The 15,250-nt window shown below is 56.7% G+C and carries 17 protein-coding genes; 10 read left to right on the top strand and 7 right to left on the bottom strand.

The window, feature by feature from the left end; genetic code table 11:
• Together AC221Y_RS10655 and AC221Y_RS10650 are read left to right on the top strand one after the other, a co-directional pair.
• Nucleotides 1-919, top strand: a 919-nt coding sequence (locus AC221Y_RS10655) for an aminotransferase class V-fold PLP-dependent enzyme (protein ID WP_486707307.1), incomplete at its 5' end; no start/stop codon positions are given.
• Nucleotides 919-1,392, top strand: a complete 474-nt coding sequence (locus tag AC221Y_RS10650; protein ID WP_299753023.1) for a GNAT family N-acetyltransferase — start codon at nt 919-921, stop codon at nt 1,390-1,392. The genes AC221Y_RS10655 and AC221Y_RS10650, both read left to right, overlap by 1 nt.
• On the opposite strand, the gene AC221Y_RS10645 is transcribed toward AC221Y_RS10650, so the two are convergent.
• From AC221Y_RS10645 to AC221Y_RS10630, 4 genes are all read right to left on the bottom strand, one after another.
• Nucleotides 1,368-2,054: a D-lyxose/D-mannose family sugar isomerase gene (locus AC221Y_RS10645; protein ID WP_299753021.1), complete on the bottom strand. Its 687-nt coding sequence runs from the start codon at nt 2,052-2,054 to the stop codon at nt 1,368-1,370. The two genes, AC221Y_RS10650 and AC221Y_RS10645, sit on opposite strands and share 25 nt — an antisense overlap.
• A gap of 31 nt (nt 2,055-2,085) precedes the next feature.
• Complete coding sequence (locus AC221Y_RS10640; protein ID WP_486707308.1) at nt 2,086-2,868, bottom strand: gamma-glutamyl-gamma-aminobutyrate hydrolase family protein; 783 nt, start codon at nt 2,866-2,868, stop codon at nt 2,086-2,088.
• Between the two features lie 118 nt (nt 2,869-2,986).
• Entirely contained in the window at nt 2,987-5,128 is a 2,142-nt protein-coding gene (locus tag AC221Y_RS10635) for a malate synthase G (RefSeq protein ID WP_486707306.1), read from the bottom strand.
• A 72-nt stretch (nt 5,129-5,200) separates the two neighbouring features.
• Nucleotides 5,201-5,344, bottom strand: coding sequence for a DUF2256 domain-containing protein (locus AC221Y_RS10630; protein ID WP_299753016.1), 144 nt, complete (start codon nt 5,342-5,344; stop codon nt 5,201-5,203).
• 35 nt (nt 5,345-5,379) lie between these two features.
• Between AC221Y_RS10630 and AC221Y_RS10625 the strand changes: the two genes are divergently transcribed.
• Nucleotides 5,380-5,805 (top strand): hypothetical protein, encoded by a 426-nt coding sequence (locus tag AC221Y_RS10625; protein ID WP_486707305.1) that lies wholly within the window; start codon nt 5,380-5,382, stop codon nt 5,803-5,805.
• A 120-nt stretch (nt 5,806-5,925) separates the two neighbouring features.
• Entirely contained in the window at nt 5,926-7,167 is a 1,242-nt protein-coding gene (locus AC221Y_RS10620; protein WP_299753011.1) for a hypothetical protein, read from the top strand.
• Here AC221Y_RS10620 and AC221Y_RS10615 read toward each other — a convergent pair.
• Nucleotides 7,146-7,844, bottom strand: a complete 699-nt coding sequence (locus tag AC221Y_RS10615) for a transglycosylase SLT domain-containing protein (protein ID WP_299753043.1) — start codon at nt 7,842-7,844, stop codon at nt 7,146-7,148. The two genes, AC221Y_RS10620 and AC221Y_RS10615, sit on opposite strands and share 22 nt — an antisense overlap.
• Nucleotides 7,841-8,476: a transglycosylase SLT domain-containing protein gene (locus AC221Y_RS10610; RefSeq protein WP_299753009.1), complete on the bottom strand. Its 636-nt coding sequence runs from the start codon at nt 8,474-8,476 to the stop codon at nt 7,841-7,843. The genes AC221Y_RS10615 and AC221Y_RS10610 overlap by 4 nt, the downstream gene beginning before the upstream one ends.
• Before the next feature lie 160 nt (nt 8,477-8,636).
• Here AC221Y_RS10610 and gatB point away from each other — a divergent pair, with 160 nt between their 5' ends.
• Together gatB and AC221Y_RS10600 are read left to right on the top strand one after the other, a co-directional pair.
• Nucleotides 8,637-10,148 (top strand): Asp-tRNA(Asn)/Glu-tRNA(Gln) amidotransferase subunit GatB, encoded by a 1,512-nt coding sequence (gene gatB / locus AC221Y_RS10605; protein WP_299753041.1) that lies wholly within the window; start codon nt 8,637-8,639, stop codon nt 10,146-10,148.
• Nucleotides 10,149-10,225: 77 nt separating this feature from the next.
• Entirely contained in the window at nt 10,226-10,603 is a 378-nt protein-coding gene (locus AC221Y_RS10600; RefSeq protein WP_299753006.1) for a DUF4177 domain-containing protein, read from the top strand.
• On the opposite strand, the gene AC221Y_RS10595 is transcribed toward AC221Y_RS10600, so the two are convergent.
• The gene (locus tag AC221Y_RS10595) at nt 10,600-10,857 is read right to left on the bottom strand and encodes a BolA family protein (RefSeq protein WP_299753003.1); all 258 of its coding nucleotides are present in this window, start codon (nt 10,855-10,857) and stop codon (nt 10,600-10,602) included. The two genes, AC221Y_RS10600 and AC221Y_RS10595, sit on opposite strands and share 4 nt — an antisense overlap.
• Before the next feature lie 77 nt (nt 10,858-10,934).
• Here AC221Y_RS10595 and AC221Y_RS10590 point away from each other — a divergent pair, with 77 nt between their 5' ends.
• The 4 genes from AC221Y_RS10590 to AC221Y_RS10575 all read left to right on the top strand — a co-directional run.
• Complete coding sequence (locus tag AC221Y_RS10590) at nt 10,935-11,564, top strand: DnaJ domain-containing protein (protein WP_299753000.1); 630 nt, start codon at nt 10,935-10,937, stop codon at nt 11,562-11,564.
• Between the two features lie 522 nt (nt 11,565-12,086).
• Complete coding sequence (gene cobS, locus AC221Y_RS10585) at nt 12,087-13,070, top strand: cobaltochelatase subunit CobS (RefSeq protein WP_299752997.1); 984 nt, start codon at nt 12,087-12,089, stop codon at nt 13,068-13,070.
• Between the two features lie 79 nt (nt 13,071-13,149).
• Nucleotides 13,150-15,027 carry a cobaltochelatase subunit CobT gene (cobT, locus tag AC221Y_RS10580; RefSeq protein WP_299752994.1) on the top strand — a complete coding sequence of 626 codons (1,878 nt, stop codon included), beginning with the start codon at nt 13,150-13,152 and terminating at the stop codon, nt 15,025-15,027.
• The coding region (locus AC221Y_RS10575; RefSeq protein ID WP_486707304.1) for an aminopeptidase P family N-terminal domain-containing protein at nt 15,027-15,250 on the top strand (224 nt) is incomplete at its 3' end. The genes cobT and AC221Y_RS10575, both read left to right, overlap by 1 nt.

The following is a 15,250-nucleotide window of genomic DNA, read 5'->3' as shown; positions in this document are numbered from 1 at the left end:
GCTGGCGTCTGCCCTTGAGATGCGGCCCGAGCGACGCGTTATCTTAAGCGATTCCGGGAACTTCCCCAGTGATCTGTATATGGCTGACGGGCTTGTTAAGTCACTTGATCGCGGACTTGAATTGAAGATCGTCGCGCCGAAAGAAGTGGCCGACCATATTGACGAGACAGTCGCCTGTCTGATGTTGACCGAAGTAGATTACCGCACGGGGCGACGCCACGACATGCCTGCATTGACCACAAAGGCCCACAAGATGGGTGCTTTGGCGATATGGGACTTGGCGCATTCCGCAGGTGCATTTCCGGTCGATGTACTTGGGGGCGGCGCGGATTTCGCCGTGGGGTGCACGTACAAATACCTGAACTCCGGCCCCGGCGGCCCTGCCTTCATCTATGTAGCACCCGGGATCACCGAAGATGTCCGCCCGGCATTGTCGGGATGGTTGGGGCATGAAGCTCCGTTTGCCTTTGATCTGGATTACCGCGCCGGTGCGGGCATTGACCGGATGCGGGTCGGCACGCCTGCGATGCTGCAGATGGCGGCTCTTGATGCAGCACTGGACGTCTGGGACAACGTCGATATGGACGATCTGCGGGCACGATCAATTGAGCTGATTGATCTGTTTATCGCCGAGGTCGAGGCACGCTGCCCGGCCGTGACGCTGGCTTCGCCGCGCGATGGTACAAAGCGTGGATCGCAGGTCGGCTTCCGCCACCCCGAGGGCTATGCCGTGATGCAGGCGTTGATCGCTCGCGGTGTAATAGGTGATTTCCGCGCGCCAGACATCATGCGCTTTGGCGTGACGCCACTTTATATTAGCGAGGCAGAAATTCTTGGCGCTGTCGGACATCTGGAAGAGATATTGAACACCAACGAATGGGACACGCCGGTCTTCAGGACGCGTGCTGCGGTGACTTAATGCGTGAATGGGAACCAACGGACGCTGAGGCGAGCTATGCGGTTTACTATCAGGCCGTCCATAGTGGCGCGGGCAATCACTATTCCCCCGATCAGCGGCACGCATGGGTGCCATCTCCGGTGTTGCCGGAATGGTGGTTGCCACGGCTGTCGGCATCCAAGGCCTGGGTAACCTCAGACGAGCACGGATTGACCGGATTTATCAGCCTGCACGAGGTCGGATATCTTGATATGTTTTTCGTCGCCCCCCGCGCACGCGGGAATGGCACAGCATCACAATTGTATGAAAGGCTGTTGGAACAGGCCCGCGAGACTGGTCTTGATCGCCTGGCCACGCATGCAAGTCATTACCTGCGCCCGTTTCTTGAAAAACGCGGCTGGCACGTTTTGGCAATAGAGGCCGTGACGCGTTTGGAAGTCGAGCTTGAGCGGTTTGAAATGGAACTGCCTCAGGTTGACAGCCAGGTCTCGTAATCGCTGACAAGAAGATGCGTGGGAGCCACGTCTTCCTCGATTGCCGCAAACCGTCCAATGGGATCGCGGAAGAGGTTGTCAGTCACATCGTCGTTGACGGTAGAGACCTCGCCAATCAGCACATCGCCCCCTTCGCCCCAGAACGAATGCCAGTCGCCGGGCATCAACGTCACGCTTTCGCCTGGAGCAAACATCAGTTTCTCACCGGGACCGAAAGGTCGCTCGATCCCGTCGCAAAGCACCATGCCACCTCGATCTTCTGCGAAGTTGCCTTGGTCGTCGGATCCAAAAAGCTCGATCACCATCGTCGCGCCGCCACGATTGATGATATCTTCGGATTTGATCACATGGGTGTGCATCGGGCTGATCTGGTCTTGGCGCGAAATCAGCAGCTTTTCTGCGTAGACCATGCCGCCGCCGCGCTGCAAGTCAGCCAGTGACCCGTTCCGAAGCGTGAATAGAAACAGGCCCAGCGCATTGAAATTTCCCTGACCGTAATCTGTGATGTCCCAGCCCATCCGGGCATCGACGATCCGGCGTGCATCGCTACGGGCGCGAAATTCGTCCGCAGACCAGTAGGCAAAAGGTGGAAGGGTAAAGCCGTGGTGACGGATAAGATCATCCGCCGAGGCCATGATGTCATTTATTGCCGAGCGCTTCATGACGCAAGTTTACGATGGTCCGCCGAGAAAATCACGCGCTTTTCAGACGCGACGTGCGATCGCTGGATTTCCACGCAACAAGCGCTTGTCCGAAGGCTTCAAACAGCGGGCGCGACACCGGATCTTCGGCCGCCTTGTATTCCGGGTGCCATTGGACCCCAAGCGTGAAGCCCGGCGCACCGTCCACGTAAATCGCCTCGGGTGTGCCATCGTCGGCCCAACCGTCGATCACGATCCGGTCGCCTTTATCCTTGATCCCCTGACCGTGCAGCGAGTTGGTGCGCACAACTTCCGCCCCCATAAGACGGTGGAACATGCCGTCCTTTGTGAACGTGACGTTCTGGCAGATTTCAAATTTTTCTTCGATTGTCCCGTCGGGTGGCATCCGGTGGTTCACCCGGCCCGGCAGGTCCCGGATTTCAGGATGGAGCGAGCCGCCCATGGCGACGTTCAATTCCTGAAAGCCCCGGCAAATCGAAAGGATCGGCTGCCCACGCGCCACACATTCGCGGATCAAAGGCATCGTCACACTGTCGCGCGCCTCGTCAAAGGCGCCATGCGCCTCGGTCGGTTCTTCATTGTAGTGCTCTGGATGGATGTTTGCGCGCGCGCCAGTGAACACAAAACCGTCGCAGGCCGCCATCAGGTCAAATACATTCACCAATGCAGGGTCCGTCGGCACGATTAACGGAAGTGCGCCGGAAACATCGCAGACAGCCTCGCTGTTCATCCGACCGCCTGAATGGGCCGGATATTCATCATTAACTAGGAAGAAATTCCCGATAATGCCAACAACTGGTCGCACGCGTGATATCCCCTTCGATTGAGGACTTTCTAAGCGAAAGACTTATCCTTGATAACTGCACCACGCGCACAAGGACCTGTGCGTCACGTGCATTTTTGCACGCTCAGCCCAGTTTTCCCGTCGTTGCCTATTGCGAGGCTTTCAGTTCCAACCGGCGACGATGCAGAACCGGCTCGGTATAGCCGGACGGCTGCGTACGCCCCTCAAAAACCAGTTCGCAGGCAGCCTTGAAGGCAATCCCGCCGAATCCGGGTGCCATCGGGCGGTACAAGGGATCTGAAGCGTTCTGGCCGTCAACGACCTCTGCCATGCGCTCCATGATTTCCCGCACTTCATCGCGGCTGATAACATCGTGGTGCAGCCAGTTCGCGATATGTTGCGCCGAGATACGGCAAGTCGCGCGATCTTCCATCAGGCTGACATTGTTGATGTCCGGCACTTTCGAGCAGCCAACACCCTGATCAATCCAGCGCACCACGTAGCCAAGAATGCCTTGCGCGTTGTTTTCGACTTCACGGGTGATCTGGCGTTTGTTCCACATCTGAAATGACGCCAGCGGGATATCGAGAATCTGGTCGACGTGCGCGCGCGCGCCCACTGCTTTCAGCTTTGCCTGAACGGCAAAGACGTCGACTTTGTGATAGTGCAGCGCGTGCAGTACCGCCGCCGTCGGAGACGGAACCCAGGCGCAATTTGCGCCGGCTTGCGGATGTTCGATTTTGGATTGAAGCATCGCAGCCATCAGATCTGGCATGGCCCACATGCCTTTGCCAATCTGAGCCTTGCCGGACAGTCCACAGGCGAGACCAATATCGACGTTGCTGATTTCATAGGCCGAAATCCAAGCTTTACGCTTGATCCAGTCTTTGCGGCTGAAGGGGCCCGCTTCCATCGAGGTGTGCAGCTCGTCGCCGGTCCGATCCAGAAAGCCGGTATTGATGAAGGCCACGCGCGACTTCGCGGCGCGAATACATTCCATCAGGTTCACCGACGTGCGGCGTTCCTCATCCATAATGCCAAGTTTGACCGTATCTTGCGGCAAGCCCAGCGCTTTTTCGACATGGGTGAATGTGTCGTCAGCAAAGGCGACCTCTTCCGGGCCGTGCATCTTTGGCTTCACCACATAGACCGAACCCGTGACGGAATTCCCGCCGTCCCGTGCCAGATCGTGCTTGGCGATCAAGGCGGTGATCATGGCGTCCATCAGACCTTCGAATATCTCGTGTCCACCGCGGTCAAGGATAGCCGGATTGGTCATTAGGTGACCGACATTGCGCACCAGCATAAGCGCGCGCCCCTTCACCGTGACATCGCCGCCATCTGGGCCGGTAAAGGTCTTGTCGGGGTTAAGGGCACGGGTAATTGTTTTCCCGCCCTTTTCAAAAACGTCCGTGAGGTCGCCCTTCATCAGGCCAAGCCAATTGCGATAGGCCTGCACTTTGTCTTCGGCATCGACGCATGCAACGGAGTCTTCGCAATCAAGGATGGCGCTGACGGCGGCTTCAAGACGGACATCCGCAAGGCCCGCCTGATCGCGGCTGCCAATCGGGTGTGTGCGATCAAAGACCAATTCCGCATGGAGGCCGTTGTTGCACAGCACGATTGCCGTGGGCGCTTTGGGGTGGCCCTGAAAGCCGACAAACTTCGAGGGATCGGCAAGGGGTTGGTCATCAACGAGGAGCGCCCCGTCATGAACATAATAGCGGCGGGCATCGGCGTGGCTTAGGCCCTCAAGGGCAAAGGCTTCGTCGAGAAACACCCGCGCTTTTGCGACAACGCGTGCGCCGCGGCCCTTGTTATAGGCCCCTGATGGCCGCGTTCCGTCGGTTGCATCAGTGCCATAAAATGCGTCATACAGACTGCCCCAGCGCGCATTTGCGGCATTGAGCGCGTAGCGTGCATTGGTGATCGGCACGACAAGCTGTGGCCCCGGCACTCTGGCAATCTCGGGATCTGTGTTGGTTGTGGTGATCTCGAAGGCTTCGCCAACAGGCACGAGATAGCCGATCTCGCTTAGAAACGTCGTGTAAGCAGCATGGTCATGGGGCTGGTTGCGATGGCGGATATGCCAGTCATCGATCTGCGTCTGGATCGCTTCACGTTTTTCGAGGAGCGCGCGGTTTCTTGGCCCAAACTCATGCACCAGTGTGCTGAGGCCGGCCCAGAACGCATCCGCCGTCACGTCGCTGCCCGGAAGGGCTTCGGTTTCGACAAACTCTGCAAGCTGTGTGCTTACGGCAAGCCCTGCTCGATCAACGCGTTCCGACATGACTGAAGCTCCCTAAAATTTTGTAAGGGGACGCTTAGAATACTGTCCAACCGGAGGCAAGAGACGGTATACTCAGGTATTCTGCGCGCGACGACACCGCTCGGAGCAATATTTGACCTCATCCCAGACCTTGGCCCATTTCTTACGCCACTCAAAAGGACGACCACATGTAGCACAGACCTTGGACGGCAGATTGGCTTTCGTCTGTTTTGCCATTTCGCTTGCCAATCCCGCTTTGCTAAGCCACCCAAATGCAGATGCCCGATACATTTACACATAGACGCACATCGCGAAATGCCACCAGCTATGCGCTGGTTGGCGGTGCAATCGTTGTTTTGTTGGTGATGATCGTCTGGCTTGAGGCGCATCCGTTGATTGTCGCGCTCTTTGGGGTGCTGATCGCGCCGGCAATCTGGACGATTATGGCAAACACCGAAGCCAAGCTAACGGTCACAGATGATGCAATATCCTGGCAGGTGGGCGCGCGTGGCGATGAAGTGGAGTTAAGCGACATCGACTATATGCGCGCACGCACCGCGCTTGATTTGTCTCAGCGGGTTGCCCTGTTTCGCCATTCCGGGCCGAAACTGCACATTCCGGGGCCGTGCCTGCCATCGGGGCGGCAGTTGGACGAAGCTTTGGGAGCGCGCAACGTTACGGTGAAACGCCTTTTCTAGGCCGGAAAACGCATTTTATTCGGCAAGGCCCGGCAAAAATGACCGCTTTTAATTCATTCGCCTTAAAGTTGCCCAATTCCCGCGATTTGGTCCAATGGTTGCGTGGAGAAGAAAAAAGACATGCCGCTTGAAACAACCCCCTACCTGGCCGGCCTGACATCAACCCTGTCGGGCCCGGTGGGGATTGCGTTTTCGCTGACACTTTTGGGCGCGCTGACTATGGGCAGCTTGCGCCGCTTCAGCCGTGCCGCGATAGCGGACAGGTCTAAGCCAATGACGGCATCCGATCTGCCGCGCGAATTGCTTATTCCCGTGGTGCGCAATGACCCCGACTTTGTGGCTCACTCTGCTGTGGCAAACCGCGTTTCTGATCTTTTTGAACGCTGCGATTGGACGCAGTTGTCACGCGAGATCTCGGTTTGGGAGCGTCGCCTGGACGCAACACCCGGCGGAACGCGCCACCACGACATCGCGGTCGAAACCTGCCTTTTGCCACTTCAAACCTGTCTTGACGAGGCCGCGCGCGGAAGCCTCGATGATCTAGAAGAAGCAGACGAGATGATTGCCGGCTATGTTGCGCGCCACACCGACGCGCCGGGCGATCCGGTGCATGCGGTATTGGCTGCTTGCGCGCATATGCTTGTGGCTGACAACTGCCGCGCCGAGTTCTGGCCAGACAGCGAGCGCAAGCGTGCATGGCGTCACATGGCGCAACATTATCTCAAAGCTGAGGCCATTTTGGCACCTTTTGATCCGGTTGCGCAGATGTCCCCTTTGCTGGCAAGCGCCTATTACGAACTCGCGCTTGGAATGCCTGATGGTGGCGCGCGCCTGAAGCCTGCTTTCGAGGACTGGATAGACCTTGATCCATCTAACCCCGCGATCTACGCTGTTCATATGCCCCAGAGTTTCGGTGATGGGCCGATCAATCTCAAATCGTTCAATGAAGAAGCCCGCCGCGCCGAAGCGCGCACGAGTGAAACACTTGGACTAGGCGGGTTTGCGTTATGCGTCCTACCCTCTTTGGCTTATTGTCCCGAACTGCGCGAGCATATTGATGCGGATCGCCTTTCGGCCGCTTTATTGGATCTTGCACGCTTGTCCGGCACGCAAGCCGACGTGAACTGGGCGGCAGCCACGCTTATTAAAGAGCGCGAACTTGCAAGCGGTGCTCGTCGCGACACCTATCGAGACGCATTTGATTCCCTTGTGCGGCGTCATCTGGGCGTGATCTATCCGCGCCTCTGGCATATTTCTCTTGACAATATTCGCGCTCAATTGGCCGACACGTTCGAGCGCACAGGTGACCCGAAAATCACAGAAAATCCTGATTTTCCGGTCTATTCCGCCAGTGCCGCCTGACCTTCAGGACGCGCAAGCGGGCGGACGTCTGCCAGAGATCGACAATATCGCTGTTCGCGCGTGTAGCGCTGCATGTCGCTGCGCATCCAGTCGTTACGAATAGGGCCCCAATCCGCGGCAACCCCCCGCCAACGTGGATCTTTCACCGATATCGCCCCGTCACGCGGCACGGTGATCGCCATGATGCGCACGGCGCAATTGAGGTTGTCGCTTGCGCGTTTCAACTCTTCGCCGGTCTGGACGCGGCAATCGCGGAATTCGGCCGTGGGCGGATAGATTTGCATAAGCCCGAACCAACGCCCGTTGCCGCCAACCGCGCGCGGGTTCCATGTGCTTTCGTAGCGCGAGAGCGTTGACAAAAGCGCTGCCCAAAACGCGGCGCGCTCGTCTTTGCCGTGACCGGGATAGGCCGGGCACCATTCGCCGATATCGGTTGGCACAACATCGAGCAAAGGTGCGCCGTGGGTGGCCACGGCGGCCAGCGCAACACGGGTCCAAAGAGCGCCATTCTGGCGATGTTCCCAACGCGCACGCGGCAGGTCAGCGTCACGAGGCGCTGGGCTGACAGCGAGGGTTTGCAGCGCGGCAGACACCGTCGAGACTTCACGAGCTGTTTGCGCGAATGCAACTAAAGGCAGGGCGATAAGACCAAGTCCTAAAAGAATTTTATGGATCACTGGCAATACGAGAGACCTCGGGTATAGGCCTTTATGTCGTTTCGTTTACTCTCTTGATGAAAGGGGCCCCAATCGGCGGCAATGCCGCGCATTCCGCGCGAAATCACGTCGTCTCGCGGCACTGTTTCCGCCATGATCCGGATCCCGCATGACACATTAAGCGCGCCGTCTTTCAAAGCATCCGCGTCCCCGGCAACACAGCCGTATCCGCGCGCTGTTGCAGGCGCAATCTGTAACAGCCCGTGCCACTCGCCCTCGCCGCCAGAGACATCAGGTCGCCATGTGCTTTCGTGATACGACAGGGAAGCGATCAGGTTGACCCAGAACGCTTTGCGCACGCGCGGGCTCGCGTCCTGATATCCGGGGCAATATTGCGCGATATCTTCGGGAACAAGCGCGATCAAAGGTGAACCATGGCTGTCGAGCGCCGCCATCGCCGCTCGGGTCCAATGCGCACCGCGCTCTTCCGTGTCCCAACGGACTTTGACGGGTCCCTGAACGACGCCGGAAGACACCGGATTAGGCGCGCGCGCACAAGCAAACGCCACCACAGCGATCACACCGAGGCCAACTACACCTAATCGCGCCATGTTCATCATTTCTCCAGACGCCCCACATACGGGATTGGACACGAAAACAGACCTTATGCCAAGCCTTTGGATGCCGGGCATGTGCGCGAATTCGCCGAACAGCCGCGTTCATGGCGTTTGCGCGTCTGTGTCGGCCTATGCCCCCTTGCCGCTTTGCCCTTGCTCGCCTAAAACCGGCTCGTTCCAAACGGCGGTGCCCGATATGCTTGATCTGACCTACGAGACTCCAAGGCCGAAAGTGATTGCCGGTGCCACCGGGGATTGGGAATTGGTCATCGGGCTTGAGGTGCATGCGCAGGTTGCCTCAAAATCAAAGCTGTTCTCCGGCGCCTCGACAACGTTTGGTGCCGAGCCGAATTCCAACGTCGCCTTCGTGGACGCCGCGATGCCGGGCATGCTTCCCGTCATCAACGCGTTCTGCATAGAGCAAGCCGTGCGGACTGGGCTTGGGCTTAAGGCCGCGATCAATCTGACCTCTGCGTTTGATCGGAAGAACTATTTCTACCCTGACCTGCCGCAGGGCTATCAGATCAGCCAATTGTATCACCCGATTGTCGGTGAGGGCGAGATTCTTGTGGAAATGGGATCGGGTGTTGCGCGTATTGTGCGGGTGGAGCGTATCCATCTTGAGCAGGACGCAGGCAAATCGATCCATGACATGGACCCCAATATGTCGTTCGTGGACTTGAACCGAACCGGGGTCGCCCTGATGGAGATCGTCAGCCGCCCCGACATTCGAGGACCAGAAGAAGCGGCCGCTTATGTGTTGAAGCTGCGTCAAATTCTGCGGTATCTCGGCACTTGTGATGGCAACATGCAAAACGGCAACTTGCGCGCTGACGTGAATGTATCGGTGTGTCGTCCCGGCGACTACGAAAAATATCAGGCGACACAGGACTTCTCGTATCTGGGAACGCGCTGCGAGATAAAGAACATGAACTCGATGCGCTTCATTCAACAGGCGATCGACGTTGAAGCAAAGCGTCAGATCGCCCTGTTAGAAGACGGCAAAGAAGTTGTTCAGGAAACGCGGCTTTATGATCCCGACAAAGGGGAGACGCGGTCCATGCGCTCGAAGGAAGAAGCGCATGATTATCGCTACTTTCCCTGCCCCGATCTGATGCCGCTTGAGATCGAGCAGGCATGGGTCGACGATATCAAAGCCTCACTTCCTGAATTGCCGGATGCCAAGCGTCTGCGCTTTGTCGCGGACTATGGCATGACAGAATACGATGCCTCGGTTCTGACAGCGGACGTCGAGAACGCGGCCTTTTTTGAAAATGTAGCAAAGGGCCTTGATGGCAAAATTGCGGCGAACTGGGTGATCAACGAACTATTCGGTCGGCTGAAGAAAGAGGGTCTCGAAATCGCGGATAGCCCTGTATCGGCCGGCCAGCTTGGCGGCATTGTCGAGTTGGTCACCAAGGGCGACATTTCAGGCAAGATCGCCAAAGACTTGTTCGAGATCGTCTGGACCGAGGGCGGCGACCCGGCAGCGATTGTGAACACGCGCGGCATGAAGCAGGTGACGGACACCGGCGCGATAGAAATGGAAGTGGACCGGATCATTGCACAGAACCCATCACAGGTCGAAAAAGCCAAAGTGAACCCAAAGTTGGCCGGTTGGTTTGTGGGTCAGGTCATGAAAGCCACTGGCGGAAAGGCCAATCCGCAAGCCGTTAACGAACTGGTGGCGGCTAAGCTTGGCCTTTGAGGCCGCAGCGTTACATTTGCTTTAAAGGGGCGATCTCGGGCAGGATCGTATTTTAGGCACGACAAAGGAGCGGTCCCGTGGTCAGGTTTGAATACAAGGCAGTCCCCGCCCCGGCGCGTGGCATAAAAGCCAAAGGCCTCAAAACCCTTGGGGATCGCTTTGCGCTGGCCATGACGGAGGCGCTGAACGATCACGCCAATGAGGGCTGGGAATTTGTGCGTGTGGAAACCTTGCCGTGCGAGTCCCGAAAAGGGCTGACCGGCACGCAAATCACAGATCAACCCATAATCGTGTTTCGCCGCATAAAGCACGCTGCTGCTCATCCACAAACCAGTGAAGCCCCCTTGCCTACTTTGACGTTAGCGGCGCAACCCGTCGCAGCACAGGCGCCTTCAGCCTCGCGCAGCGACCCGCCGATCAGCCGCATACCGGGCAGAGTCGAGCCGACACCTTAAGCGGAAATCTTAAGCTCCAGCGCGTGAATGCGCCTGACAAGTTCCGCGCCAAGTGCTGTGTGGACGGCACGGTGGCGCGCAATGCGGGACATGTCTCCGAATTCGTGTGCCTCGATTGTCACTTGAAAATGGCTTTCGCCACCCTCCTGAAAGCCTGAATGCCCCCGGTGACTTTCGCTGTCATCGACGATTTCCAGCGTCGATGGCTGAAACGCGGCTTCAAGGCGCGTTCGGATTTCTTCGGTTACTGACATTTTTTTGCGTCCTACCCCTTCTATCTTCAGACCAAGATAGTAAACTCATGCGTCCGAGTCGGAAAGGTGCCAGACCCATGAAAGACGATCCCTTCGGTTTTAATCTCAGTGTTTCTGCGGACAAGAAAAAGAGGTCGCGCACACGGCGCGGCATGTCAGGGGCGTTTGAAACGTCTACGCGCGTTTGCGAGCATGCGGGTTGCGAAGAAGTTGGTCAGTACCGGGCTCCGAAGTCGCCCGATGATCTGGATGAATTCTTCTGGTTCTGCAAAGATCATGTCCGCGAATACAATTTGAAATGGAATTTCTTCAACGGCGCGGCGGAGGACGAACTTGCAGAGCAGGTCGACAAAGACCGTGTTTGGGGCCGCGAAACGAAGCCGTTTACGAAACCGGGCGAAGAACAGCGCGCATGGGCGCGTTTAGGTGTCGACGATCCGCATCAAATCCTAGGGGAAAATGCGACACGCAATCACGGCAAAGGGATTGGCGGTACCCGCAAATTACCCCCCACCGAGCGGCGCGCTTTGGATATTCTCGATGCGCGCGACCATTGGGCGAAGGCGGAAATTCGTAAATCATACAAGGCACTTATCAAAGTATTGCACCCCGATATGAACGGTGGGGATCGCAGTCATGAAGACCAATTGTCCGAGGTGGTTTGGGCATGGGATCAGATCAAGGAAAGCCGGAATTTTCAAACCTAAGTTAAACAGGACTTTCGCTTGTCAGTTCAAGGACCGGCAAGGCATTCACGGTAAGACTTCTCCAACTCCTGGTGAGGTCGTTATGAACAACTAGGCTTTAAGTGAGCCATTCAATGCGCTTGGCGGCAAAATGAGCGTCATGCAAAGTCTTGTCCGACATTTCAATCTCGACCGTGCCCCTGAAAGTCACAGGTCCAAAATGGCTCCATAATAGGACCGGGAAGTGCGCCAAAGCATTTTTGGAAAAGACCTGACACAAGAAGATGTGCCAAAAAAACTTTCGCCCTTGCTTTTGCCCTTTTGCAGAAATTCAGGGGACGCACCGCATTAAACTGATAATAAGCGCCAAAAAAGACCGATCATCGGCAGTGAGGGCGTTGGCAATCGCCACGCAATCCGTAAACCACACCACAAAAGGAATCGCATCCGCGAACCTGCCAACCCCTTGCAACGGTGCTGATTATCAGGCACGTAAATTCCGACCAGCGTGGCGCTATTGTTAAAAAAAATTAGGGACTGGTAATGGATTATACGCGGTTAGACACCGATGCTAAGCCAACCGAAGACATCGATATTCGCGATGTATTCGGCATAGAAAGTGACATGAAAGTACGCGGGTTTTACGAATCAAACGAGCGCGTGCCAGAAATTGATCCAACTTATAAATTTGATCCAGATACCACTCTCGCGATTCTTGCCGGTTTTCAATACAATCGCAGAGTTCTAATCCAAGGGTACCACGGCACAGGTAAATCAACCCACATCGAACAGGTGGCGGCGCGATTAAACTGGCCATGTGTGCGGGTTAACCTTGATAGCCACATCAGTCGGATCGACTTGATCGGCAAGGATCAGATCAAGGTCGACAAGGGCATGCAGTATACCGAATTTCAAGAAGGCATCCTGCCTTGGGCCTTACGCAATCCGACGGCAATCGTTTTCGACGAATACGACGCCGGTCGCGCCGACGTTATGTTTGTGATCCAGCGCGTTCTCGAAATTGACGGCAAGCTGACCTTGCTTGATCAAAACGAAGTCCTCGATCCGCATCCGTATTTCCGTCTTTTTGCTACCGCCAACACGATTGGCCTTGGTGACACGACCGGACTTTATCACGGAACGCAACAAATCAACCAAGCCCAGATGGACCGTTGGACACTTGTTGCGACGCTCAATTATCTCAGCCACGATGCAGAGTGTGCAATCGTGCTATCGAAGGCTCCACACTATAACACCGAGCGCGGGCGCAAGATTATCAGTCAGATGGTTCACGTCGCTGACCTTACCCGGACGGCATTCATGAACGGCGATCTTTCGACCGTGATGAGCCCCAGAAGTGTAATCGCTTGGGCGCAAAATGCGGAAATTCTACGCTCGATTGGGTATGCTTTTCGCCTGACGTTCCTCAACAAGTGCGACGAGCTTGAGCGTCAAACCGTGGCTGAATTTTTTCAGCGCTGTTTTGACGAGGAACTGCCAGAGAGTGCTGCTAGCGTCGCAGTGTAATGTGCATTCGGTCGGGCTATCGCTGTAAAAACCAGAACCGACGCCACACACGGGCGTTGGTTTTGATTGGTGTATCCGAATGACAAACAACGACAATCCCGCAGATCCGTTCAAAAAGGCGCTTGCTGAGGCGACCAAGGTCATGGCCAACGATCCCGACTGGGGTGTTAGCTTTACGGTCGATCCGCCAGGTATGAACCAAGAAGGTGTGCGGCTTCCGCAAGTGACCCGCCGCATGACTTTGGAAGAGGTGCTTCTGGCGCGCGGAACGGCGGATGGCTACGCGCTACGCCGACGATATCATAACGAGGCGACGCACACGAAATTCGTCCCCGACGGCGAAATGGCCCGCGACATTTACGAGGCAATGGAAGTTGCGCGCTGTGAAGCCGTGGGGGCACACGATATGCCAGGGACCGCCGGCAACATCGACGCGCGCATCGCGCACGATGCGCAGCGGCGAGGCTACTCTCAAATCCGCGAATCCTCGGAGGCGCCGCTTGCTGTGGCTGCCGGGTATCTGGTCCGACATCTGGCGACCGGCCGACCACTTCCGGAAGGCGCCAACAACGTCATGGAATTATGGCGTGGGTTTATCGAAGAACAGGCCGGCGGCACGCTTGACGACCTTGACGACGTGCTGAAAGATCAGTCCGCATTCGCGCGCTTCGCGCGTCAGGTCATAAGTGATTTAGGGTACGGCGACCAATTAGGTGACGACCCGGACATGGACAATCCCGATCAGGATGATCAGTCCGACGAAGGCGCCGAAGACGACGAAAACCCGGATGCTCAAGGCGAGGATCAAGGAGGTGAAGAGGACGCGTCTGACGCTTCACCTGAACAAAGCCAAGATGCCGAGCAGGATCCGAGCCAAGCTCAGATCTCGATGGATGACATGTCGGATATGGAGACGGGCGAAGAGGCGGACATGCCGGATGGCGAGTCCGAGATGGAAGCGCCACCGCTGGCGCCAATCAGCAATGCCGACCCACATTACAACGTCTACTCAACAGAGTTCGACGAAGAAATTAAAGCCGAGGACCTAGCAGAACCAGCAGAGCTTGAACGTCTGCGTGCATATCTGGACCAACAACTCGACCCCCTTAAGGGTGCCGTCAGCCGTCTTGCAAATAAGCTGCAACGCCGCCTTATGGCGCAGCAGAGCCGCAGTTGGCAGTTTGATATGGAAGAAGGCATACTTGATGCGGCACGCTTGGCTCGCATCATTGCAAACCCAACGATCCCGCTTGCATACAAGCAGGAAAAAGACACGGAATTCCGCGATACAGTCGTCACATTGTTGTTGGACAATTCCGGTTCAATGCGCGGGCGGCCGATTTCCATCGCTGCGATCTGCGCGGATGTGATGGCGCGCACCCTCGAGCGATGCAACGTGAAGGTAGAAATTCTGGGCTTTACGACGCGCGCTTGGAAGGGTGGACAGTCCCGTGAAGCATGGCTTCAAGAGGGCCGCGCACAACTGCCCGGACGCCTGAACGACTTGCGTCATATCATTTACAAAAGCGCCGATGCGCCGTGGCGACGGTCGCGGGCGAACCTTGGTCTTATGATGAAAGAAGGCTTGCTGAAGGAAAATATCGATGGCGAAGCGCTGGAATGGGCGTTCCGTCGTATCGCGGGACGTCGGGAAGCGCGCAAAATCTTGATGGTCATTTCAGATGGAGCGCCAGTGGATGATTCCACGCTTTCCGTGAACCCTGCCAACTTCCTTGAAAAGCACCTTCGCGATGTCATTGCGATGATCGAAAAACGCAATACCGTAGAGCTTTTGGCGATCGGCATTGGTCACGATGTGACGCGTTACTACGGTCGCGCGGTGACGATTACCGATGTCGAACAGCTTGCGGGCGCGATGACGGAACAATTGGCTGCACTTTTTGACAACAATCCGCGATCCCGGGCGCGGATGATGGCCGCGAAAAAAGGGCGGTAATGTTTCAGTCGTTCGAGGCAACGTCATCACCCGATCAGGGCCCGCCCCGCTTGAAGGCGCTACGCGAAAAAATGTCCGCGGCGGGCTTGGATGCGTTTCTTGTGCCGCGCGCGGATGCACATCAGGGCGAATACGTCGCCCCCTGCGATGAGCGGCTTTCTTGGTTAACAGGTTTCACCGGGTCCGCAGGTTTTGCTGCCATCGCGCCCGATAGCGCCGGTAT

The sequence above is a fragment of the Boseongicola sp. genome, from assembly GCF_057460485.1.
Note: the sequence above shows the minus strand (reverse complement) of the source record. Positions and strands in the feature narration are given on the sequence as shown.